We start from the raw sequence: 18,889 nt of genomic DNA, 5'->3' as shown, positions 1-18,889 counted from the left end.
TGATCGCCGCCGCGGCCCGCCGCGTCCACGGATCGGTCCAGATCGCCGATCGGGTGTCACCGGGGCATAGGCTGGCGGGGTGAACGGGTTGCTGAGCTGGTGGGACGGTGCCGAACTGTGGCTGTCCGGGCTCGGGTTCGTCTTGCAGACCGTGATCGTCATGCCGGTGGCGCTGGCCCTGGCCTATGGGATCGCGGTCGGAGCAGATGCCCTGCTGGGCCGGGGTATAGCGGCATTGGGGCGGCTGCGCAGCGATCGGGAGACGGCGCCGTGAGCGGCCTGCCCCGGTCCCGGGTCACCCTCGCGCTGGTCGCACTGCTGGTCCTCGTCGTCGTGGTGTGGCTGCTCAATCGTTGACGGCCGGTGCCCGGGTGCTCTGTTAGGCTCCCGACCGTGCTTTCGACGACCGGTTTCACCAGCGCCCAGGTGGCGTCTGCCGTCGTCTTCTGTTGTCGCTGACACCTCCCCCGTTCGCGGTCATGGAGTCAGTCGGCCTTTCTGCACGCCGAATCACCGCCATTGTCGTTGTGACGGGCCAGCCCCCGGAAATAACCCAACGAGAAAGGCCTTACCCATGACCTCCACCGCACACCGCTGGCGCACTGCCGCGGCCATCGCCGCCACCGCGACCGTACTGGCCGCCTGCAGTGGCGGCGGTGCCAGCGATGTCGCCGGCGACAGCGGCGCCAAGGATGCCGATACGACCCTGAATCTGGTTGCCTACGCGGTGCCGGAACCTGGCTGGAGCAAGATCATTCCCGCGTTCATCGCCACGCCAGCGGGTAAAGGCCTCGCCGTCACGACCTCCTACGGCGCCTCTGGCGACCAGTCCCGCGCTGTCGCCGACGGCAAGCCCGCCGACATCGTGAACTTCTCGGTCGAACCCGATGTGTCCCGGCTGGTCAAGGCCAACAAGGTGGCGGCGGACTGGAACGCCGATGTCACCAGGGGCATCCCGTTCGGCTCGGTGGTCTCGCTGGTGGTTCGCAAAGGCAACCCGAAGAACATCAAAGGCTGGGATGACCTGCTGGCACCCGGTATCGAGGTCGTCACGCCCAGCCCGCTGAGTTCGGGGTCGGCCAAGTGGAATCTGCTGGCGCCGTACGCGGCCAAGAGCAACGGCGGCCAGGATCAGCAGGCCGGTCTGGACTACGTGAGCAAGCTGGTCTCCGAGCATGTCAAGACCCGGCCTGGTTCCGGACGTGAGGCCACCGACGTATTCCTGCAGGGCACCGGCGATGTCTTGATCAGCTACGAGAACGAGGCGATCAACATTGAGCGGCAGGGTGCCGAAAAAGGGGAGATAGCGGTCGAGCACGTCAATCCGGCACAGACGTTCAAGATCGAGAACCCGGTGGCGGTGGTCAGCACCAGCGCCCACCTCGACAAGGCTGCTGCGCTGAAGAACTTCCTGTTCACCCCGGAGGGTCAGAAGATCTGGGCCGAGGCGGGCTTCCGTCCGGTCGACCCGGCCGTGGCCGGCGATTTCGCCAAGGAATTCCCGGCCCCGGAGAAGCTCTGGACCATCGCTGATCTGGGCGGATGGAAGACTGTCGATGCTGCTCTGTTCGACAAGGAGAATGGAGCCATCACGACCATCTACAAGAAGGCCACTGGATGACGGCTGCTGCCGAGCCCTACCTTCAGGCGGCCCGAGTCACCGGCGACGGTGACCCGGGCCGCCTGTCTGGGTCGCCGGCACGGCGGCGCGGCACCACCGCCGTGCGGGTGGGTGCGGCCTCGATCTGGCTGAGCCTGATCGTGCTGCTGCCGTTGGCCGCGATCGTGTGGCAGTCGGCCAAGGGCGGCTGGCATGCCTTCTGGCTGGCCGTCACCTCCAACGCCGCGCTGGACTCGTTCAAGGTCACCCTGAGCATCTCGATCGGCGTCACCATCATCAACGGTGTTTTCGGACTCCTGGTCGCCTGGGTTCTCACCCGCGATGACTTCCCGGGTAAGCGGTTGGTGGACGCGGTGATCGACCTTCCGTTCGCGTTGCCCACCATCGTGGCCAGCCTGGTGATGCTGGCGCTTTACGGTCCGCGTAGCCCGGTGAATCTGCATCTGCAGCACACCAAATGGGGCGTGGGGGTGGCGCTACTGTTCGTCACGCTGCCGTACGTGGTGCGCTCCGTGCAACCGGTGCTTCTCGAACTGGACCGGGAAGTCGAGGAGGCTGCGGCATCGTTGGGAGCCACCAACCCGATGATCTTCACCAGGGTCATCCTTCCGGCGCTACTGCCCGCACTGCTGTCCGGGGCGGGGCTGGCATTCTCCCGCGCCATCGGCGAGTTCGGGTCCGTCGTCCTGATCGGCGGTGCGGTGCCGGGGGAGACCGAAGTCTCCTCGCAGTGGATTCGTACCCTGATCGAGAACGACGACCGGACCGGTGCTGCCGCGATTTCGATTGTGCTGCTGGCCATCTCGTTCCTGGTCCTGTTCATCCTCCGCGCGGTCGGTTCGCGATCTGCCAAGCGTGAGGAACTCGCTGAATGATCCTGACGCCGTTCGTCCGCTATCTGATCCGCTACCTGGCGCTCGGCTACATACTGGTGCTGGTGGCGGTGCCGGTCGGTCTGATCCTCTGGCGGACGCTCGAACCGGGCATTGGCGCGTTCTTCGCCTCCGTCAGCACACCGGCGGCCATCTCTGCTCTACAACTTTCGCTCTTGGTTGTCGCGATCGTGGTTCCGCTGAACGTGATCTTCGGTCTGCCCACCGCGCTGGTACTGGCCCGCAACAGGTTCCGCGGCAAGTCGGTGCTGCAGGCGGTCGTCGATCTACCGTTCGCGGTGTCACCGGTGGTTGTCGGTGTTGCGTTGATCCTGCTGTGGGGAAGCGCGGGCATCTTCGGTTTCGTGCAGAACGACCTCGGCTTCAGGATCATTTTCGGTTTCCCCGGCATCGTGCTGGCGAGCATCTTCGTCACCGTGCCCTTCGTGATCCGCGAAGTCGAACCGGTGTTGCACGAACTGGGCACCGACCAGGAGCAGGCGGCGGCCACGCTGGGGGCCAACTGGTGGCAGACGTTCTGGCGGATCACCCTTCCCTCGATCCGGTGGGGGCTGACCTACGGTGTCGTTCTGACGGTTGCCCGCACATTGGGCGAGTTCGGCGCGGTGATCATGGTGGCGTCCAACATGCCCGGCCAGTCGCAGACGCTGACCCTGTTGGTCTCCGACCGATACAATCGCGGAGCGGAATACGGTGCCTACGCCATTTCCACGCTGCTGATGGCCGTCGCCGTCATCGTTCTGATCGTCCAGGTGGTTTTGGATTCCCGGCGCGCCAAGGCGATTGAGCAGTGAGGGGTGAATCCATGACCGTCCAGAATGCGATCGTCGTCGCGGGCGCCAGTAAGCGCTACGGCGACTTCGCCGCTCTCGACAACGTCGACTTCGTGGTGCCGACGGGGTCACTGACGGCGCTGCTGGGCCCCAGCGGAAGCGGAAAGTCGACCCTGCTGCGTGCTATCGCCGGACTCGATCAGCCCGACAGCGGCTCGATTGTCATCAACGGTCAGGATGTCACCCATGTGCCGCCGCAGCGTCGGGAGATCGGATTCGTCTTCCAGCATTACGCCGCGTTCAAGCACCTCACGGTGCGGGATAACGTCGCCTTCGGGCTCAAGATTCGCAAGCGGCCGAAGGCGGAGATCAAGGAGAAGGTCGACAATCTGCTCGAGGTGGTCGGCCTCGCCGGTTTCCAGAGCCGCTATCCCAACCAGCTGTCCGGCGGTCAGCGCCAGCGCATGGCATTGGCTCGCGCGCTTGCGGTTGACCCGCAGGTGCTCCTTCTCGACGAACCGTTCGGTGCGTTGGACGCCAAGGTGCGCGAAGACCTGCGGGCCTGGCTTCGCCGCCTGCACGATGAGGTTCATGTCACCACGGTGCTGGTCACCCACGATCAGGCCGAGGCACTCGACGTCGCCGACCGGGTGGCGGTTCTCAATAAGGGTCGCGTCGAGCAGGTCGGTACTCCGACGGAGGTCTACGACAGCCCCGCCAACGCGTTCGTGATGTCCTTTCTGGGCACCGTCTCGACGCTCAACGGGATCCTGGTGCGGCCCCACGACATCCGGGTGGGTCGCACCCCGGAGATGGCGTTCGCCGCCGGCGACGGCACCGCGGAGACCACCGGTGTCATCCGGGCCACCATCGAGCGGATCGCCTACCTCGGCTTCGAGGTGCGGGTGGAACTGATCAGTGCGACCACCGGAGCTCCGTTCACCGCACAGATCACCCGCGGAGATGCTGAGGCGCTGGGGCTCAAGGACGGTGACACCGTCTACGTGCGGGCGACTCGGATCCCGCCGATCGCCGGGGCGGAGCAGGCGTGGGCTGATCTCCTACCGTCAAGCCCGGCTTCGAGCGACTTCACCATCTAGTCGCTGTGAGGCGGACGCGAAGATGCTCAGGCCGCTCTGCGGGCCGCGAGGGCCTGCTCGAAACGATTGAGCACGGTTGCGGCGAGTAGCGGGTGCGCCCCGAGGGGCTGCGCCATCACCGCACCCGCCGCTGCGGCCACCGCGGCAACCCGGTCGGTGATGCGCCCGTGTGCAATGAACCAGGGCGCCAGCACCACCCGCTCCGCGCCGATCCGGCGCAGTTCGGCGATGCCGTCGGTCACCGACAGTTCCGGATTGGTGGCGTGCGCCAGCCTCACCCCGGCCCAGCCGGTGCCGGGAGTCAGTGCGCCGACAACAGTGGCCGTGCTGGCATTGGCGGCGGTGTGCGACGAGCCGACCGCGACCACCAGCACCCCGGTGTCGCCGGACTGCGGGCTGACACCGACTTCGGCCAGTCTCTCCCGCAGCACCGCGATCAACTGGGGATCCTCGCCGAGGGTGTCAGCCTGGCGCACCGGGACTTTCGCGTCCGCGATCATCGCCGGGATGTCGGTGCGGGCGTGGTAGGCACTGGCCAGCAGAAGCGGGGTCACAACTGCCGGGCGATCAAGACCGGCCACCACATCGCGCAGATTCGGTTCGCTGCGTTCGCAGAACGCAACCCGGACGTCAAGCCAGGGCCGCATACGGCGGATCTGCGCGGCCACGTCGTGCGTGGTCTCAGCCGAGCGTGGGTCGGCGCTACCGTGTGCGGTGAGAACGAGGGCCGGATGGCGCAGGATGCTCACGAGATGTGCAACCCGCACTCGGTCTTGGTCTGCCCCTGCCAGCGGCCGCTGCGCGGGTCGGAACCGTCAGTCGGCTTCGCGGTGCACGGGGCACACCCGATCGACGGATAGCCCTCGTCCACAAGGGGATTGACCAGAATCCCGTTTGCGTCGATATAGGCCTGCATGTCCTCGTCGGTCCACGCCGCCAACGGGTTGACCTTCACCAGGCCGAACGTCTCGTCGAAGCTGACCAATGGCGCATTCGCCCGGGTGGGCGAGTCCACCCGCCGGATCCCGGTCACCCAGGCCGAGTAGCCGGCCAGTGCGGCACGCAGTGGAACGATCTTGCGCAACCGGCAGCATTCGCCGGGATCGCGGGAGAACAGATCCTTGCCGAATGCCTCGTCCTGCTCGGCGACGGACTGCTCCGGCACCACATTGACCACGGTGACGTCGTAGACCGCCTGCACTGCGTCACGGGTGCCGATGGTCTCGGCGAAGTGGTAGCCGGTGTCGAGAAAGAGCACATTTACTCCGGGCCGCACCTTGGCGGCCAAATCGACCAGCACCCCGTCCTGCATGTTGGAGGCCACCAGGTAATCGGAGCCGAAGTTCACATCGGTCCAGGCCAGCAGTTCCTGCGCGGACGCACCATCGAGATCGGCGGCGCCGCGGGCGGCCAGTTCGCGCAGACGGCCTTCGCTCATCGCTTCCGCCCGATGTTGCTCATCGCAGGGCCTCCTCGTCGGCGCGAACCGCCCACTCGGCGAACCGTTCTCCGGAATTGCGCTGCGCGATGAAGTTGCGTACCACCCGTTCGATGTAGTCGCCCAACTCGGTGCTGGTGACCTTGTGCTGGCGCAACTTGCGGCCGAAACCGCTGTCCAGTCCCAGGCTGCCACCGAGGTGCACCTGGAACCCCTCGACCGGACCACCCTGCCCGTCATCGCCGCCGTCGTCGACCATCTGGCCCTTGAACCCGATATCGGCCACCTGAATCCGGGCACATGAGTTGGGGCAGCCGTTGAGGTGCACGGTGACCGGCACGTCGAGTTCGGCGTTGAGGTCGGCCAGCCGTTGCTCCAGGTCTGGGACGAGAGTCTGGGCCCGCACCCGGGTCTCGGCGAAGGACAGCTTGCAGAACTCGATCCCGCTGCAGGCCATCAGGTTTCGCCGCCACTGCGACGGCGCCGACTGAAGACCCAGCGCGTTGAGCTCGGCGGTGAGCCAGTCGACCCGAGCGTCGGGGACGTCGAGTACGACCAGCTTCTGGTGCGGGGTGAACCGGATCCGGTCCGACCCGGCCTGCTCGGCCAGATCGGCGACCTTGGTCAGGATCGTGCCCGACACCCGGCCGGCGATCGGTGCGACACCGATGGCGTTGAGCCCGTTGCGAAGTCGCTGAACGCCGACGTGGTCGACGGGCCGGACGGTCGGCGCGGGGGCGGGGCCGTCGATCAGCGGCCGCTTGAGGTACTCGGTCTCGAGAATTGCGCGGAATTTTTCCACGCCCCAATCCTTGACCAGGAACTTCAGCCGGGCCTTGGCGCGCAGCCGCCGGTACCCGTAGTCACGGAACAGGCTCACCACCGCCTCCCACACGTCGGGCACCTCGTCCAGCGGTACCCAGGCGCCGAGACGCTGGGCGAGCATCGGATTCGTCGACAGCCCGCCACCGACCCACAGGTCCAATCCGGGTCCGTGCTCGGGATGGTTGACCCCGACGAAGGCGACGTCGTTGATCTCATGCACCACGTCCTGCAACCCGGAGATCGCGGTCTTGAACTTGCGGGGCAGGTTGGCGTATTCGGGCTTGCCGACGTAGCGGCGGACGATCTCGTCGATCGCGGGTGTGGCGTCGAGTACCTCGTCGAGGGATTCCCCGGCCAGCGGTGAACCCAGAACGACACGCGGGCAGTCACCGCAGGCCTCGGTTGTCTGCAGTCCCACACCGTCGAGCCGGCGCCAGATCTCCGGCATATCCTCGACCCGGATCCAGTGGTACTGGACGTTCTGCCGGTCGGAGATGTCGGCGGTGTCGCGGGCGAACTCGGTGGAGATCTGGCCCAGGGTCCGCAGCGCCGCGGCAGTCAGGGCCCCGCCGTCGCTGCGTACCCGCAGCATGAAGAACGGCGCCTCGAGCATGTCGGTGTTGTCGTCACCGGTGAAGGTGCCGTCGTAGCCCTCCCGGCGCTGGGTGTAGAGGCCCCACCAGCGAAACCGGCCGCGCAGGTCGGTCTTGTCGATGCTGTCGAAACCTTCGATGGCGTAGCGGCTCTCGATCCGCTCCCGCACGTTGAGCGGGGCGTCCTCGTTCTTGAACTCCTCGTTGGGGTTGAGGGGTTCGGTGCCGCCGAGCGCCCACTGTCCCTCGTCGCGGGTTTTGGCCGGTGGGGTCATCGGGTGGCTCCTGGTGTCAGGAGCTGGCGGGGGAGTGCGCTGTGCCGGTCGGGTTGGAATCCGGCGACGCAGATCCGGTGGCCAGCTGATGTGCAGTGGGACGGGTCTACGGCGTTAAACGTGACAACAGCAGCGGGTGACACGCGCGACGATGCGCAGGGTCGACTCCGGTGCTGGCATGGAACACAGTCTGCCACGGCCGCATCAGGTTGCCCTAACTCGCTCTGGGACACTCGGGGAGTGCTGCCCGAACTCGCCCTGGCCCCGGGCACTCAGTTCGGCATCTACCTGCATGTACCGTTCTGCACCTCGCGCTGCGGGTACTGCGACTTCAACACCTATACCGCTGCCGAGCTCGGTGGTGCCACCCCCGATGGCTGGCTGGCCGCGCTGCGGGTGGAACTGCGACTGGCCGCCCGCAGGCTGGGGGCGGTGGCCGTCGACACCGTCTTCGTCGGCGGAGGCACACCGTCGACGCTCGGCGGCCACCGGCTGGGCGCGGCCCTGGATGCCGTCCGGGACAACTTTGTGGTGGTCGCCGACGCCGAGGTCACCACGGAAGCCAATCCGGAGTCCACCTCGCCGGAGTTCTTCGATGCCATCCGCGCCGCCGGCTACACCCGGGTGTCACTGGGCATGCAGTCGGCCGCGCCGCACGTGCTCGCCGTGCTGGACCGCGCGCATTCGCCCGGACGGCCGATCGCGGCGGCCGCCGAAGCCCGGGCGGCCGGCTTCACACACGTCAGCATCGACCTCATCTACGGCACGCCGGGGGAGACCGACGAGGACCTACTGGACTCGGTCGACGCCGCACTGGGAGCCGGAGTGGACCACGTCTCGGCCTACGCACTGGTGGTCGAGGACGGCACCGCTCTGGCCCGTCGGGTGCGACGCGGTGAGATGGCCGCACCCGATGACGATGTGCTGGCGCAGCGCTACGAACTGCTCGACCGGCGCCTGTCGGCGGCGGGGCTGGAATGGTACGAAGTGTCCAACTGGAGCCGGCCGGGCGGACAGTGCCGGCACAATCTCGGCTACTGGAATGGTGGCCAGTGGTGGGGAGCCGGCCCCGGCGCACATGGTTTCGTCGGCGACACCCGGTGGTGGAATATCAAGCGCCCCAATGCCTATGCCGAAACACTCGCCGAGGAACGATTACCGGTGGACGGCTTCGAGCGACTCGGCGACCGGGACCGTCATCTCGAGCAGGTGATGCTCGGTATCCGGTTGCGCGACGGACTGCCGACGGCGCTGCTGGGCCCGTCGGAACTGGCGCGCGCCCGGCGTGCTGTCGCCGATGGTCTGCTGACCGAGGCGGCCGCACATCTGGTGCTGACCGACCGCGGTCGGTTGCTGGCCGATGCCGTTGTGCGTGAGGTGCTCGACGGCTAGTTCATCGCCATGATCGGCGGGATCGGGCTGATGCCCACCGGCCATCCGATGCCGCTGTTCTGATCGGGCATGTTCGGACTGGTGTAGATCGAACTGTGCCCGGGCCGCTGGCAGATCGACGTCATGGGAGTGTCCGTACAGTCCGGGGTCGTGGCCGCAGCGACCGGGGCGAGCGCGATCCCGGTCGCCGTGGCGGCGGCGATGAGCAGGGGGGTCAGCAGTCTGGCGATCATGGTGATCATCCTCTCGTTGTGGGCCGATCGTGCTAGGACGCCACCGAAATCCCAAGCCGAAATCACAACGGAGCGTAGGGATTTGGCCGTAGCGCCCTGACATGTCCCAAGTCTAGGATCGGGGTGCGCCGACGTCGCGAGAGTCATAGAGAAGACATATAATATCGGAAACACATATCATATAATTGCTGATTCCGCATGGCTGTGGTGTGCGGACCAGGCCGAGCAGGCGTGGCACGGTCCGGTAGCCGTGGTGACAACCCCGCCTGCCGCTTCGTGCTGGCGGCGCCAGCTGTCGATGTACTCCTGACTGGCGTGGTCGATGTAGTTGACCGACATCGCGAGTGCGACCGCCGTTCCGGGCGGCACCGAGTCGAACACCCGGTGCAGGCGCGGCAGGGACAGGAATGTGCACGAACCGGTGATGCTCACCTGCCAGCGGTCATCGCCGATCGGAAGTGCGATCACCTTGGCCTGCGCCACCCGCCACGCCATCAGGAGGATCGACAGCGCCAGTCCCGCGATGACGCCGGCGAGCAGATTGACGAAGACCACCCCGGTGACCGTCACGAGGTAGACCGAGATGTCACCGTTGCGGCGGGCGGTCGCGATATGGGTCAGCTTGACCAGCTGCACACCGATCACCACCAGCAGACCGGCCAGCGCGGCAGTGGGGATCTGGCGGACCAGGCCGGCGAACGGCACCGCGAACACCAGCACCCAGACACCGTGCAGGACGCTGGATGCCCTCGTCCGGGCGCCGGCCGAGACGTTGGCTGAGCTGCGCACGATCACACCGGTGATGGGCAGACCCCCGATGGCGCCGGACAGCATGTTGGCCGCGCCCTGGCCCACCAGTTCGCGATCCAGGTTGCTGCGGGTGCGGGTTTGCATGCGGTCGACGGCGACGGCTGTCAGCAGACTCTCCACGCTCGCGATCAGGGCGACCGTGAGCACGCCCGCGGCGAATGCGCCCCATGCCCCGCTGGGCAGGCTCGGCAGCGCCAGCGCATCGAGCAGCGATCCGTTGAGTTCGACTCGCGGCACATTCAGGTGCAGCACCAGCGAGAACAACGTGGCGGCGACGATGGCGACCAGCGGACCGGGCACCACCCGCAGCGCGGTGGGAACCCGTCGCCACAGGACCATGATCACGATCACCAACACTCCGACCACCATGCCGCCCCGATCCGCCTCGGCAAGGTGGACCGGCAGGGCGACGATGTTGTGCAGCGCCGAGCTGTGCGTTTCGCCGCCCATCAGGACGTGCACCTGCTGGAGGGCGATCGTGATCCCGATGCCGGCCAGCATGGCGTGAACCACCATGGGTGAGATCGCCAGTGCGGCCCGGCCCAACTTGGTCAGCCCGAACAGAATCTGGAGGAGTCCTGCGCACACCGTGATCGCACAGGTCACCGCCCAGCCGAACTGGGCGACCAATGCCGCGACAATCACCGTCAGGCCGGCGGCCGGTCCACTCACCTGGAGCGGCGAACCGCCAAGTGCCCCGGCCACGATGCCGCCGACGATGGCGGCGATCAGGCCGGCCAGTGGTGGCGCGTCGGAGGCGACGGCAATTCCCAGCGAGAGCGGAAGCGCCACCAGGAACACCACCAGTGAGGCGGGCAGGTCGTAGCGCAAAACTTTCTCGATCATGGCTGGACTCCTGTCGTCATTGTCGGCCGGAGACCGCACCGCTGAGGTCTCAGATACCCGCGTCATCTGTTGCGGCACAGGGGGCTTCACACACACCGACGTTAGGGGCGATCGCCGGGGTGGCCAAGCGATGACGGCGCACACATAGAGAACTCATAGGCGATTGCGGTAAACCGTGACCAGACGGTGACGCTGGCAATGATATGAACTTCATATGTGGTCCATGACATTCGTAAATCGGATGGACACAATTACGCTATGACCGTGTCGGTTCCACCTCGAGCCCCCCGCCAGCGTCAGGCCATCCTGGGCCAACTTCCGCGGATCACCCGTGCCGACGGATCCCCGATCCGGGTGCTGCTGGTCGACGACGAGCCCGCTCTGACCAATCTGCTGAAGATGGCCCTGCACTACGAGGGCTGGGAGATCGACGTGGCGCGCGATGGCGCTGAGGCGATCTCGAAGTATGAGGAGTTCGGCCCCGACCTGCTGGTCCTCGACATCATGTTGCCTGATATCGATGGTCTGGAAATCCTCAGGAGAATCCGGGATTCGGAGGGCTATACGCCCACTCTGTTCCTGACTGCGCGCGATTCGGTGATGGATCGGGTCACCGGACTGACGGCCGGCGCCGACGACTATCTCACCAAACCGTTCAGCCTCGAGGAGTTGGTGGCCAGGTTGCGCGGCCTACTGCGCCGCGCGCATGCCATGGCATCGCCCGATGACGAGATTCTGAAGGTGGGGGATCTCGTCCTCGACGGCGCCAGTCGGATGGTGACCCGCAACGGTGCGGAGATCTCGTTGAGCGGCACCGAGTTCGAACTGCTGCGTTACCTGATGCGCAACCCGAAACGTGCTATCCCGCGCGCTGAGATTCTTGACAGGGTGTGGAACTACGGGTTCGGCGGCCGGTCCAGCGTCGTCGATCTCTACATCTCATATCTGCGGCGCAAGGTCGACGCGGGCCGTGAACCGATGATCCACACCGTCCGTGGAGTGGGTTACCTGCTCCGGCCCGCGCAGTGAAGCCACGGTCGCTACGGGCCCAACTGCTCGCCGGTGTCGTGGCGATCGTCAGCACCGCTCTGATCGCCATCGGTGCGGTCGCCATCATGAGCCTGCGCGATGAGGTCCGCAGCCTCACTGACAGCCAGGTGGCGCACTCACTGGCCGCCTTCGCCTATTTGCACGCCAAGGGTTTGGAGGGGAACTCCGGACAGGCGCCGGGCACGGTGATCGCGGTGCTTCGTGACGGGCGGGTGGTGTACACCCACGTCGTCACCGAAGGTGAGCCCGCCGCGGCGACGCCCGACGTCGTGCGATCGCTGGAAGCCGCCGGTGCGGCAGGGGGCGCTCCGGTGACCGTTGAACTGGGCGGGCTCGGGCCGCACCGGGTGGCCAGCCGGGCCGTCGAGTCCGGCGACCTGCTGGTCTCGGCGGTGTCACTGCAGGACGCCAATCGCACGCTGGCGCACAACACCCTGCTGGTTGCTTCCCTGGTGTTGCTTGCGTTGGTCGCCACCGCCGTCGCCACCACGGTTCTGGTCCGCAATGCCCTCAAACCTTTGCGGCGGGTGGCCGCGATAGCGGGCGACGTTGCCAAGCTGCCGCTCGAGGCGGCCGAATACCGCATCACCGCACGCGTCGACGACCGTGACACCGACCCGGCCAATGAGGTGGGCGTCGTGGGCCTGACGTTGAATCACATGCTCGACAACGTCGATTCCGCGTTGACGAAGATGGCGCGCTCCGACCGCCACACTCGCGAATTCCTCACTGACGCAAGCCATGAACTGCGCACACCGCTGGCATCGATCCTCGGTTATGCCGAACTCACCCGTCAGGAATCTGACCGGCTGCCGCCGATGACGGAGTACGCGCTGGAGCGCATCGAGTCCGAGTCGCGGCGGATGTCCACTCTGGTCGACGATCTGCTGCTGCTGTCGCGACTCGATGAGCGCCAGGATCTGCAGCTAGAACAGGTGGATCTGTGCGACCTGGTCGCCCATGCGGTCAACGATGCCGCGGTCAGTGCGCCCGACCACCGCTTCCGCGCCGATCTTCCCGACGGTGCCGTCCTGGTGCTGGGGGATCACGCTCGTCTGCAGCAACTGGTCGCCAATCTGCTCGGCAACACCCGGGTGCACACCCCGGCCGGCACCACGGTCACGACATCGGTCGGGGTGGCGGGCGGCTCGGCGGAACTCGTGATCAGCGATGACGGACCGGGTATCCCGGAGCAGATCATGCCGAATCTGTTCGGCAGGTTCGTCCGAGCGGACAAGGGACGGTCCCGCGAAATGGGGTGCAGCGGTCTGGGTCTGGCCATCGTCTCCTCGATCGTCGATGCCCATCGGGGGACGGTGTCGGTCGCGTCCAGGCCGGGCCGCACGACGTTCACGGTGCTACTGCCGGCGGCGCGGGTTCGCTATGAAAACGCTATGAGAAACAGGACTCAGAATTCAGGTATTGATAATCTGTAGTCATGAACATGAAACTCCGCCAGATCGTTTCAGCACTTGTCATCGCCGTCGGCACCGCCATCGCGGCGGCCCCGGTCGCCGGCGCCTCCGAGGCGAACTGCCGCAAGACCGGCGGCAGCACGATGTGCCAGAAACCCGGCCACACCTCGTTGCACACCGCCCCGACCGTGCGGGCGCCCAGCAATGGGCTGCTCGGCTCGGCGTGGCTGCCCGGATACGGCCGCGGCCAGCTGCCGCCGCTGCTGGCGCTGGACTGAGTGCGAGCTACTGCTCGGTGGCGTCCAGATCCAGCACCCGGGCGTGCAGCACCGTCCTGCCCCGCAGTGCGGAGCGCACCGCCCGGTGCAGGCCGTCCTCGAGGTAGACAGTCCCGTGCCACTTGACCGCATGCGGGAACAGGTCGCCGTAGAACGTCGAGTCCTCGCTGAGCAGCTTGTCCAGCGCGAGCACGGTGGTGGTGGTGACCAGTTCGTCCAGCCGGATCTGTCGCGGCGGGATCTTGGCCCAGTCCCGGTAGGCCAGGCCGTGCTCGGGATAGGGCTTGTCGTCGCGGACGCCCTTGAAGATCACCCCCGCAGGTTAGCCCCCGTAAGCTGAGCTGTCTGGGAGGTGATCTTCGATGGGAAGTGCCGACGACCGTCGCTTCGAGGTGCTGCGGGCCATCGTCGCCGACTTCGTCTCGACCAAGGAGCCGATCGGCTCCAAGGCCCTGGTGGAACGCCACAACCTCGGTGTCTCCAGCGCCACGGTGCGCAACGACATGGCAGTGCTGGAGGCCGAGGGGTACATCGCCCAGCCGCACACCAGCTCGGGCCGGGTGCCCACCGAGAAGGGTTATCGCGAGTTCGTCAACCGCATCCACGAGGTCAAACCGTTGTCGCCCCCCGAGCGCTCCGCGATCCTGTCGTTCCTGGAGTCCGGGGTGGATCTCGACGACGTGCTGCGCCGCGCGGTGCGGCTGCTGGCCCAGCTCACCCGACAGGTCGCCATCGTGCAGTACCCGACCCTGTCCGCGTCCACCGTGCGTCACCTCGAGGTCGTCGCGCTGACCCCGGCCCGGCTGCTGATGGTGGTCATCACCGACTCGGGTCGGGTGGACCAGCGCATCGTGGAACTCGGTGACACCATCGACGACCACCAACTGGCCCAGCTGCGCGAGTTGCTCGGGCAGGCACTGGAGGGCAAGAAGCTGTCCACCGCCTCGGTCGCGGTCGCCGATCTGGCCGATCGGCTGGGCGGCCCGGTCGGCCTGGGCAACGCCGTCGGCCGCTCGGCCACGGTGTTACTCGAATCACTGGTCGAGCATCCCGAAGAACGGCTTCTGATGGGCGGCACCGCCAACCTGACCCGCAACACCGCCGACTTCGGCGGCTCGCTGCGCCCGGTGCTCGAAGCCCTCGAGGAACAGGTGGTGGTTCTTCGGCTGCTGGCCGCCCAGCAGGAGGCCGGTAAGGTCACGGTGCGCATCGGCCACGAGACCGAAGCCGAGCAGATGGCCGGAACGTCGGTGATCACCACCACCTACGGCAGCTCGGACATCGTTTACGGCGGCATGGGTGTGTTGGGTCCCACCCGCATGGACTACCCGGGAACCATCGCCAATGTCGCCGCGGTCGCGACGTACATCGGCGAAGTGCTCGGAAACCGCTGAAAGGTCAGACGTGGCACGCGATTACTACGGGTTGCTCGGAGTGAGCAGGAACGCCAACGACGCGGAGATCAAACGCGCCTACCGCAAGCTGGCCCGCGAACTGCACCCGGACATCAACCCCGAGGAGGGGGAGCGGTTCAAAGAGGTCAGCACCGCCTACGAGGTGCTGTCGGACCCGGAGAAGCGGCGCATCGTCGACCTCGGCGGAGATCCGCTTGCCGGCGCCGGCGCCGGCGGCGGGTTCGCCGGTTTCGGTGGTCTGGGCGACGTGTTCGAGGCGTTCTTCGGTGGCGGTGGCGGATCCCGCGGCCCGATCGGCCGGGTTCGGCCCGGATCGGATTCACTGCTGCGGATGCGGCTGACGCTGGCCGACTGCGCTACCGGCATCACCAAGCAGGTGACCGTGGACACCGCCGTGCTGTGCGATATCTGCCAGGGTCGCGGCACCCACGCCGACTCACAACCGGCCACCTGCGACACCTGCGGCGGCCGCGGTGAGGTGCAGAGCGTCCAGCGCTCGCTGCTCGGACAGGTCATGTCCTCGCGGCCGTGCCCCATCTGCGCCGGGGTCGGCGAGGTCATTCCCAACCCGTGTCACCGGTGCGGCGGCGACGGCCGGACCCGGACGCGACGCGATATCAGCGTGAAGATCCCGGCCGGCGTCGGTGACGGCATGCGGGTTCGCCTCGCCGCCCAGGGTGAGGTCGGACCCGGCGGCGGACCGGCCGGCGATCTCTACGTGGAAGTCCATGAACAACAACACGAATTCTTCGTCCGTGACGGTGACGATCTGCACTGCACGGTGTCGGTCCCGATGGTCGATGCCGCGCTGGGAACCACGGTCAGCGTCGCCGGCATCCTCGACGAGGACGCCATCGAGGTCACCGTTGCGCCCGGCACCCAGCCCGGTGCGGTCACCGCCGTGCGCGGCCACGGCATGCCACGGCTGCGCTCCGAGGTCCGCGGCGATCTGTTCGCACACGTCGAGGTCGCAGTGCCCACCAAGCTGGACGCCCGCACCCGTGAGTTGCTCGCCGAGATCAAGAGTGGCAGCGCCGAGCAGGCCGCGGTGAAGTCCACCCGCACTCCTGCGACTCAGCCGGCCGGCGGCGGGCTGTTCAGCCGCTTGCGTGAAACCTTCACCGGCCGCTGACCTCCGCCCCGTGGTCGCCACGCTGTTCTACGTCGAGTCGGTGCCGGACGTCGGCGCTCTCGCCGTCGTCGAGGGCGACGAGGGATTCCACGCCGCCACCGTCCGGCGGATCCGTCCGGGCGAGACGCTGGTGCTCGCCGACGGCACCGGCGCCGTCGCGGACTGCGTGGTCGAAGCGGCCGACAAACGCACGCTGACCACCCGGGTGCTGGCGCGCCGAACCGTCGAGCCGGCCCGCCCGGCGGTGACGGTGGTGCAGGCCATCCCCAAGTCCGACCGTTCCGAGTTGGCCATCGAGCTCGCCACCGAGGCCGGTGCCGATGAGTTCCTCGCCTGGCAGGCCGCGCGGTGCCAGGTCCGCTGGGACGGCGATCGCGCCGAGAAGGGTCTGCGGCGGTGGCGCGCCGTCGCCCGATCCGCCGCCCGCCAGTCGCGGCGGCCCCATATCCCGGCCGTCAGCGGACCGATGTCCACGGAGTCGCTGGCCGGGTACCTCACCGAGCGGATCGGCCGGGGAGCGCTGGCCCTGGTACTGCACGAGTCGGCCGATAGGCCGCTGGCGCAGTTCCCGGTCGCCGACGCGGCGTCGATCGTCCTCGTGGTCGGCCCCGAGGGCGGTGTCAGCGAAGAGGAGATCGCCGCACTGCGGCGGGCCGGCGCCGAACCGGTGCGCCTGGGCCCGACGGTGCTGCGCACCTCCACTGCTGCCGCGGTCGGCCTCGGAGCGATCGGTGTGCTCACCGGGCGCTGGCGGTAGAATCGCCGCTGATGACCCCCCGTGAGACGATCGCTGCCGTGCCGGTGCGCAGCAGCATGACTGTTCCGCCCGACCTGGTCGTCGGCCTGCTGGGTTCCGCCGATGAAAACCTCCGCGCCATTGAGGCCCGGCTTGCGGCTGACGTTCACGTCCGCGGCAACACCGTCACCCTCTCCGGCGCGGCCGCCGATGTGGCCCTTGCCGAGCGGGTGGTGTCGGAGCTGATCGCCATCGTGGCCGGCGGTCAGAGCCTGTCGCCGGAACTGGTGCGCCGTAGCATCGCCATGGTGGCCGGCGAGGACAACACCTCTCCGGCGGAGGTGCTGACCCTGGACATCCTCTCGCGGCGCGGTAAAACCATCCGGCCCAAGACGCTCAACCAGAAGCATTACGTCGATGCGATCGACACCAACACCATCGTGTTCGGCATCGGCCCGGCCGGCACCGGCAAGACCTATCTCGCGATGGCCAAAGCCGTCCAGGCGCTGCAGACCAAACAGGTCACCCGGATCATCCTGACCCGCCCGGCGGTGGAAGCCGGTGAGCGCCTTGGCTTTCTGCCCGGCACGCTGAGCGAGAAGATCGATCCCTACCTTCGCCCGCTCTATGACGCGCTGCACGACATGATGGATCCCGAGGCGATCCCGAAACTGATGAGCGCCGGTGTCATCGAGGTGGCGCCGCTGGCATACATGCGCGGCCGAACGTTGAACGACGCCTTCATCATCCTCGACGAGGCGCAGAACACCACCGCCGAGCAGATGAAGATGTTTCTGACCCGGCTCGGGTTCAACTCGAAAGTCGTTGTCACCGGCGACATCACGCAGGTCGACCTGCCCGGCGGGGCGCGCTCCGGCCTGAGGGCGGCGGTCGATATCCTCGACGGCATCGACGATATCCACTTCGCCGAACTCACCAGTGCCGACGTCGTCCGCCACCGCCTGGTCGCCGAGATCGTCGACGCCTACGAAGCCCATGCCGCCCGGGCCGCCGAGCAACCCGGGCTCAACCGCGCGCAGCGCCGGTCGCCGCGGCGGTAGGGGCCTATGAGCATCGAAGTTTCCAATGAGTCAGGGCTGGATGTTTCCGAAGAGGAACTGATCAGCGTCGCGCGCTTCGTCATTCGCAAGATGGATGTCAACCCCGGCGCCGAGCTGTCCATGGTGCTGCTCGACACCAATGCGATGGCCGATCTGCACATGCGCTGGCTGGACCTGCCCGGGCCCACCGACGTGATGAGCTTTCCGATGGACGAGCTTGAGCCCGGCGGCCGACCGGATGCGCCCGAACCCGGTCCGTCGATGCTCGGCGACATCGTGCTGTGCCCGCAGTTCGCCGCCACCCAGGCCGAGGCTGCCGGTCACAGCCTCGGTCACGAGCTCGCGCTACTGACCGTCCACGGTGTGCTGCACCTGTTGGGCTACGACCACGCCGAGCCCGACGAGGAGAAGGAGATGTTCGCCCTGCAACGCCAACTGCTCGAGCAGTGGGTGGCCGACCAGGTCGAGGCCTACCACTCCGAACGCCAGGCCGAGAAAGACCGACGACTGCTCGACAAGTCCCGGTTCTTCGATCAGCCGTGACCTGTCCGGCGCCGTTGATCGGCGCGATCGCCCTGATTCTGCTGGGTGGAGTGTTCTCCGCCATTGACGCCGCCATCGGCACGGTCTCGATCGCGCGGGTCGAGGAACTGGTTCGCGACGAGCGTCCGGGTTCGGTGCGCTTGGCCCAGGTGGTGCGGGAGCGGCCGCGTTACGTGAACCTCGTCGTGCTGCTTCGTATCGCCTGTGAAGCGGCCGCCACCGTGCTGCTGGTCGACTACCTCAATGATCGTCTCTCGATCAGTGGTTCCCTGTTTGTCGCCGCCGCCATCATGACCGTCGTGAGTTTCGTCCTGGTTGGTGTGGGCCCCCGAACCCTCGGCCGGCAGCGTGCCTATTCGATCGCGTTGGCATCGGCCCTTCCGCTGCAGGCGATTTCGGTGCTTCTGGCTCCGATCAGCCGCCTTCTGATCCTGCTCGGCAACGCGCTGACCCCCGGCCG

General features: G+C 67.1%; 21 protein-coding genes. 15 read left to right on the top strand and 6 right to left on the bottom strand.

Translation table 11 applies throughout. The features are described from left to right. Window positions 1-79 precede the first annotated feature (79 nt). From ACR2JI_RS05030 to ACR2JI_RS05010, 5 genes are all read left to right on the top strand, one after another. Entirely contained in the window at window positions 80-274 is a 195-nt protein-coding gene (locus ACR2JI_RS05030; RefSeq protein WP_526388666.1) for a hypothetical protein, read from the top strand. Window positions 275-574: 300 nt separating this feature from the next. Further along, window positions 575-1,621: a sulfate ABC transporter substrate-binding protein gene (locus tag ACR2JI_RS05025; protein ID WP_526388664.1), complete on the top strand. Its 1,047-nt coding sequence runs from the start codon at window positions 575-577 to the stop codon at window positions 1,619-1,621. Further along, the gene (gene cysT / locus ACR2JI_RS05020; protein ID WP_526388662.1) at window positions 1,618-2,496 is read left to right on the top strand and encodes a sulfate ABC transporter permease subunit CysT; all 879 of its coding nucleotides are present in this window, start codon (window positions 1,618-1,620) and stop codon (window positions 2,494-2,496) included. The genes ACR2JI_RS05025 and cysT overlap by 4 nt, the downstream gene beginning before the upstream one ends. Further along, window positions 2,493-3,308 (top strand): sulfate ABC transporter permease subunit CysW, encoded by an 816-nt coding sequence (gene cysW / locus ACR2JI_RS05015; RefSeq protein ID WP_526388660.1) that lies wholly within the window; start codon window positions 2,493-2,495, stop codon window positions 3,306-3,308. Before cysT ends, cysW begins: the two co-directional genes overlap by 4 nt. Window positions 3,309-3,319: 11 nt before the next feature. Continuing rightward, on the top strand, window positions 3,320-4,387 hold the full coding sequence (locus ACR2JI_RS05010; RefSeq protein ID WP_526388658.1) for a sulfate/molybdate ABC transporter ATP-binding protein: 1,068 nt from the start codon (window positions 3,320-3,322) through the stop codon (window positions 4,385-4,387). Window positions 4,388-4,413: 26 nt separating this feature from the next. On the opposite strand, the gene ACR2JI_RS05005 is transcribed toward ACR2JI_RS05010, so the two are convergent. Genes ACR2JI_RS05005 through ACR2JI_RS04995 form a run of 3 tightly spaced genes read right to left on the bottom strand, consistent with a single transcriptional unit; the run spans window position 4,414 to window position 7,518 of the window. Next, the gene (locus ACR2JI_RS05005; protein WP_526388656.1) at window positions 4,414-5,136 is read right to left on the bottom strand and encodes a sirohydrochlorin chelatase; all 723 of its coding nucleotides are present in this window, start codon (window positions 5,134-5,136) and stop codon (window positions 4,414-4,416) included. Next, the gene (locus tag ACR2JI_RS05000) at window positions 5,133-5,825 is read right to left on the bottom strand and encodes a phosphoadenylyl-sulfate reductase (protein WP_526388654.1); all 693 of its coding nucleotides are present in this window, start codon (window positions 5,823-5,825) and stop codon (window positions 5,133-5,135) included. Before ACR2JI_RS05000 ends, ACR2JI_RS05005 begins: the two co-directional genes overlap by 4 nt. A gap of 19 nt (window positions 5,826-5,844) precedes the next feature. Next, a complete protein-coding gene (locus ACR2JI_RS04995) occupies window positions 5,845-7,518 on the bottom strand; it encodes a nitrite/sulfite reductase (protein ID WP_526388652.1) in 1,674 nt (557 codons plus the stop codon). A gap of 240 nt (window positions 7,519-7,758) precedes the next feature. Here ACR2JI_RS04995 and hemW point away from each other — a divergent pair, with 240 nt between their 5' ends. Continuing rightward, window positions 7,759-8,910, top strand: coding sequence for a radical SAM family heme chaperone HemW (hemW, locus tag ACR2JI_RS04990; RefSeq protein ID WP_526388650.1), 1,152 nt, complete (start codon window positions 7,759-7,761; stop codon window positions 8,908-8,910). On the opposite strand, the gene ACR2JI_RS04985 is transcribed toward hemW, so the two are convergent. Together ACR2JI_RS04985 and ACR2JI_RS04980 are read right to left on the bottom strand one after the other, a co-directional pair. Then, window positions 8,907-9,143 (bottom strand): hypothetical protein, encoded by a 237-nt coding sequence (locus ACR2JI_RS04985; protein WP_526388648.1) that lies wholly within the window; start codon window positions 9,141-9,143, stop codon window positions 8,907-8,909. The two genes, hemW and ACR2JI_RS04985, sit on opposite strands and share 4 nt — an antisense overlap. Before the next feature lie 177 nt (window positions 9,144-9,320). Continuing rightward, window positions 9,321-10,799 (bottom strand): SulP family inorganic anion transporter, encoded by a 1,479-nt coding sequence (locus ACR2JI_RS04980; RefSeq protein WP_526388646.1) that lies wholly within the window; start codon window positions 10,797-10,799, stop codon window positions 9,321-9,323. Window positions 10,800-11,057: 258 nt separating this feature from the next. Between ACR2JI_RS04980 and ACR2JI_RS04975 the strand changes: the two genes are divergently transcribed. From ACR2JI_RS04975 to ACR2JI_RS04965, 3 genes are read left to right on the top strand one after another with little or no spacing between them, the layout of a single operon-like run. Further along, entirely contained in the window at window positions 11,058-11,828 is a 771-nt protein-coding gene (locus ACR2JI_RS04975; protein WP_526388644.1) for a response regulator transcription factor, read from the top strand. Continuing rightward, window positions 11,825-13,285, top strand: coding sequence for a sensor histidine kinase (locus ACR2JI_RS04970; RefSeq protein WP_526388642.1), 1,461 nt, complete (start codon window positions 11,825-11,827; stop codon window positions 13,283-13,285). Before ACR2JI_RS04975 ends, ACR2JI_RS04970 begins: the two co-directional genes overlap by 4 nt. Window positions 13,286-13,287: 2 nt before the next feature. Further along, complete coding sequence (locus ACR2JI_RS04965; RefSeq protein ID WP_526388640.1) at window positions 13,288-13,542, top strand: hypothetical protein; 255 nt, start codon at window positions 13,288-13,290, stop codon at window positions 13,540-13,542. A gap of 7 nt (window positions 13,543-13,549) precedes the next feature. Here ACR2JI_RS04965 and ACR2JI_RS04960 read toward each other — a convergent pair whose 3' ends face one another. Next, window positions 13,550-13,855, bottom strand: a complete 306-nt coding sequence (locus ACR2JI_RS04960; protein ID WP_526388638.1) for a type II toxin-antitoxin system VapB family antitoxin — start codon at window positions 13,853-13,855, stop codon at window positions 13,550-13,552. A 49-nt stretch (window positions 13,856-13,904) separates the two neighbouring features. Between ACR2JI_RS04960 and hrcA the strand changes: the two genes are divergently transcribed. The 6 genes from hrcA to ACR2JI_RS04930 form a co-directional block, all read left to right on the top strand. After that, complete coding sequence (gene hrcA / locus ACR2JI_RS04955) at window positions 13,905-14,936, top strand: heat-inducible transcriptional repressor HrcA (RefSeq protein ID WP_526388636.1); 1,032 nt, start codon at window positions 13,905-13,907, stop codon at window positions 14,934-14,936. 10 nt (window positions 14,937-14,946) lie between these two features. Then, window positions 14,947-16,089, top strand: a complete 1,143-nt coding sequence (gene dnaJ / locus ACR2JI_RS04950; protein WP_526388634.1) for a molecular chaperone DnaJ — start codon at window positions 14,947-14,949, stop codon at window positions 16,087-16,089. 10 nt (window positions 16,090-16,099) lie between these two features. Beyond that, complete coding sequence (locus ACR2JI_RS04945) at window positions 16,100-16,846, top strand: 16S rRNA (uracil(1498)-N(3))-methyltransferase (RefSeq protein WP_526388632.1); 747 nt, start codon at window positions 16,100-16,102, stop codon at window positions 16,844-16,846. Window positions 16,847-16,857: 11 nt separating this feature from the next. Continuing rightward, window positions 16,858-17,886, top strand: a complete 1,029-nt coding sequence (locus tag ACR2JI_RS04940) for a PhoH family protein (protein ID WP_526388630.1) — start codon at window positions 16,858-16,860, stop codon at window positions 17,884-17,886. 6 nt (window positions 17,887-17,892) lie between these two features. Then, window positions 17,893-18,429, top strand: coding sequence for an rRNA maturation RNase YbeY (gene ybeY, locus ACR2JI_RS04935; protein WP_526388628.1), 537 nt, complete (start codon window positions 17,893-17,895; stop codon window positions 18,427-18,429). Continuing rightward, a partial coding sequence (locus tag ACR2JI_RS04930) for a CNNM domain-containing protein (protein WP_526388626.1) occupies window positions 18,426-18,889 on the top strand: 464 nt, incomplete at its 3' end. The genes ybeY and ACR2JI_RS04930, both read left to right, overlap by 4 nt.

It is taken from the genome of Mycobacterium sp., from assembly GCF_051006775.1.
Lineage (GTDB): Bacteria > Actinomycetota > Actinomycetes > Mycobacteriales > Mycobacteriaceae > Mycobacterium.
The sequence above is the reverse complement of the archived record's forward strand: the minus strand, read 5'-3'. Positions and strand labels throughout refer to the sequence as shown.

Coding starts and splice junctions, on each gene's coding strand:
- ACR2JI_RS05025 (WP_526388664.1), top strand. CDS start 575: ATGACCTCCACCGCACACCGCTGGCGCACTGCCGCGGCCATCGCCGCC.
- cysT (WP_526388662.1), top strand. CDS start 1,618: ATGACGGCTGCTGCCGAGCCCTACCTTCAGGCGGCCCGAGTCACCGGC.
- cysW (WP_526388660.1), top strand. CDS start 2,493: ATGATCCTGACGCCGTTCGTCCGCTATCTGATCCGCTACCTGGCGCTC.
- ACR2JI_RS05010 (WP_526388658.1), top strand. CDS start 3,320: ATGACCGTCCAGAATGCGATCGTCGTCGCGGGCGCCAGTAAGCGCTAC.
- ACR2JI_RS05000 (WP_526388654.1), bottom strand. CDS start 5,825: ATGAGCGAAGGCCGTCTGCGCGAACTGGCCGCCCGCGGCGCCGCCGAT.
- ACR2JI_RS04995 (WP_526388652.1), bottom strand. CDS start 7,518: ATGACCCCACCGGCCAAAACCCGCGACGAGGGACAGTGGGCGCTCGGC.
- ACR2JI_RS04985 (WP_526388648.1), bottom strand. CDS start 9,143: ATGATCGCCAGACTGCTGACCCCCCTGCTCATCGCCGCCGCCACGGCG.
- ACR2JI_RS04980 (WP_526388646.1), bottom strand. CDS start 10,799: ATGATCGAGAAAGTTTTGCGCTACGACCTGCCCGCCTCACTGGTGGTG.
- ACR2JI_RS04975 (WP_526388644.1), top strand. CDS start 11,058: ATGACCGTGTCGGTTCCACCTCGAGCCCCCCGCCAGCGTCAGGCCATC.
- ACR2JI_RS04965 (WP_526388640.1), top strand. CDS start 13,288: ATGAACATGAAACTCCGCCAGATCGTTTCAGCACTTGTCATCGCCGTC.
- hrcA (WP_526388636.1), top strand. CDS start 13,905: ATGGGAAGTGCCGACGACCGTCGCTTCGAGGTGCTGCGGGCCATCGTC.
- ACR2JI_RS04940 (WP_526388630.1), top strand. CDS start 16,858: ATGACCCCCCGTGAGACGATCGCTGCCGTGCCGGTGCGCAGCAGCATG.
- ybeY (WP_526388628.1), top strand. CDS start 17,893: ATGAGCATCGAAGTTTCCAATGAGTCAGGGCTGGATGTTTCCGAAGAG.